The organism is Salipiger sp., assembly GCF_059781815.1.
Genome location: NZ_JBYNAH010000363.1, coordinates 1 through 2791, shown reverse-complemented (window position 1 = coordinate 2791; position 2791 = coordinate 1). Strand labels below are relative to the sequence as shown.

Genomic DNA, 2791 nt, shown 5'->3' with positions numbered 1-2791 from the left:
CGATGCGGATGCACCATTCGGAGCGGAACTTCTCGACCTCGGCGAAGACCGGGCTGTCGGGATCGCAGAGCACCTGCGTCATGCCGTAATGGTCGCGCAGGTCGATGAACAGGATGCCGCCGTGATCGCGGATGCGGTGGACCCAGCCCGAGAGACGGACGGTCTCGCCGACGTTCTCCTTGGTCAGCGCGGCGCAGGTGTGCGTGCGGTAGGCGTGCATATCGGGAGCCCTTTGGAAGCTGCTGGAAAGTTAGGCGCCGATACACCGCGCGCACGCCCGGAAGTCAAGGGAATGGGGCCGCTATCTTGCCGAAAAGGCGGCAGCCGTTAACCTTGGTTGATGCCCGCGGTGCATTTCCCCGCGCGAGGCTCGTCTGATTTCATTGTGAAAAAGGGGCGTCGAGATGTGGAAATCCGTGCTCGACAAGATGTTGGTCAAACTGGTTGTCACCGGCCGTCTGAGCGTCACATGGCCCGATGGCAGCACAACGGTCTACGGGCCCGGCGGCGATCTTCAGGCCGCGGTCACGCTCACCGAGGAAAGCATCGTCCGCGAGCTGGGGCAGCGCCCGGTTCTGGCGCTTGGCGAGGGCTACATGGATGGCCGCATCGACGTGTCTCCCGAGGAGATCTATCCCTTCATGGCGCTGCTGATCCGCAACCAGCAGTCCGGGGCGATGCCGAAGTGGTTCGACATGGTGCAGGCGTTGCGCGGCTGGACCCGCGGTATCGAGCAGCGCAACAACCCGCTGCGGTCGCAGAAGAACGTGCAGCATCACTACGACATCTCCGACGATCTGTACCGGCTCTTCCTCGATGCCGACATGCAGTACAGCTGCGCATATTTCGCCCGGCCCGACATGACGCTCGAGGACGCACAGAAAGCCAAGAAGGATCACATCGCCCGCAAGCTGCGGATCACGCCGGGGATGCGGGTGCTCGATATCGGCTGCGGCTGGGGCGGCATGGCGCTGACGCTGGCGCGCGATTACGGCGCGCAGGTGGTCGGCGTGACGCTGTCGGAGAACCAGCTCAGGACCGCGCAGGCCCGGGCCGAGGCGGCGGGGCTTGCCGACAAGGTCGAGTTCCGGCTGCTCGATTACCGAAAGGTTGATGAAACCTTTGACCGGATCGTCAGCGTCGGCATGCTCGAGCATGTGGGTTTCCCGCATCTCGATGCCTATTTCGAGAAGGTAGGCGAGTTGCTCGCCGAGGATGGAATCGCCCTGATTCACACCATCGGCCACCTGTCGCAGCCACAGCCGACCTCGAAATGGCTCGACAAGTACATCTTCCCCGGCGGCTACATCCCGTCGCTCTCCGAGGTCTCGGCCTCGGTCGAGAAGACCGGGCTCTGGGCCACCGATGTCGAGGTGCTGCGCGGCCATTATGGCCCCACCCTGCACCAGTGGCGCGCCCGTTTCGAGGCGGCGCTGCCGCAGGTGCGCGAGATGTATGACGAGACCTTCGTGCGCATGTGGCGCTTCTATCTCGTTGCTTGCGAAGCGACTTTCGAGGAGATGTATCAGGGCGTCTTCCACCTCCAGCTCGCGCATAAGCAGTACACGGTGCCGGTGACCCGCGACTACCTCTATCACGGCGAGGGGGACGACCGGATGATGCACGCGGCGCAGTAGGCAGGGGCACCAATGGCCCCAACGTCAGGGGGCAAGAATTTTCGTCCGAAAATTCTTCGCGCCGGGCCGTGTCAGCGCGAACGGTATGGGGTTGCAGCGCGCCTTCCGATCTCTATAACGCACGACAATTTGCGGGCAGCTGCGACTCCTCCGCACTTCGTCGCATGCCTGCAGAAAACGCCCGGAACACGCTTCAAGTCAGAGGTCGAGACATGCCCAAGAGAACCGATATCAAATCCATCATGATCATCGGCGCAGGGCCCATCATCATCGGCCAGGCCTGCGAATTCGACTACTCCGGCGCCCAGGCCTGCAAGGCCCTGCGCGAAGAAGGCTACCGGGTCATCCTGGTGAACTCGAACCCGGCCACCATCATGACCGACCCCGAGCTCGCCGACGCCACGTATATCGAGCCGATCACCCCCGAGGTCGTCGCCAAGATCATCGAGAAGGAGCGCCCCGATGCGCTCTTGCCGACCATGGGCGGCCAGACCGGCCTCAACACCTCGCTGAAGCTCGAGGAAATGGGCGTACTCGACAAGTTCGGCGTGGAGATGATCGGCGCCAAGCGCGAGGCCATCGAGATGGCCGAGGACCGCGCGCTGTTCCGCGAGGCGATGGACCGCATCGGGCTCGAGAACCCGGCCGCCACCATCGTCACCGCCCCCACCAAGCCCGACGGCAAGGCCGATCTCGACGCCGGCGTCGCCATGGCGCTCGAGGCGCTCGAGACCATCGGCCTGCCGGCGATCATCCGCCCCGCCTTCACCCTCGGCGGCACCGGCGGCGGCGTGGCCTATAACCGCGAGGACTACATCCACTACTGCCGCACCGGCATGGATGCCTCGCCGGTGAACCAGATCCTCGTCGACGAGTCGCTGCTGGGCTGGAAGGAATTCGAGATGGAGGTGGTCCGCGACAAGGCGGACAACGCGATCATCGTCTGTGCCATCGAGAACGTCGATCCGATGGGCGTGCATACCGGCGACTCGATCACCGTGGCCCCGGCGCTGACCCTGACCGACAAGGAATACCAGATCATGCGCAACGGCTCGATCGCCGTGCTGCGCGAGATCGGTGTCGAAACCGGCGGCTCGAACGTGCAATGGGCGATCAACCCGGAAGACGGCCGCATGGTGGTGATCGAGATGAAC

The 2791-nt window shown here is 64.0% G+C and carries 3 protein-coding genes; 2 read left to right on the top strand and 1 reads right to left on the bottom strand.

Annotated features, from left to right (window positions below; genetic code table 11):
* On the bottom strand, positions 1-220 hold a 220-nt coding region (locus AC6RA4_RS24690; protein ID WP_500164843.1), incomplete at its 3' end, for an OB-fold nucleic acid binding domain-containing protein.
* A gap of 184 nt (positions 221-404) precedes the next feature.
* Here AC6RA4_RS24690 and AC6RA4_RS24685 point away from each other — a divergent pair.
* Both AC6RA4_RS24685 and AC6RA4_RS24680 read left to right on the top strand, forming a co-directional pair.
* A complete protein-coding gene (locus tag AC6RA4_RS24685) occupies positions 405-1637 on the top strand; it encodes a class I SAM-dependent methyltransferase (RefSeq protein WP_500164841.1) in 1233 nt (410 codons plus the stop codon).
* Positions 1638-1849: 212 nt separating this feature from the next.
* Positions 1850-2791: carbamoyl phosphate synthase preATP-grasp domain-containing protein (locus AC6RA4_RS24680; RefSeq protein ID WP_500164840.1), on the top strand; the 942-nt coding region annotated here is incomplete at its 3' end.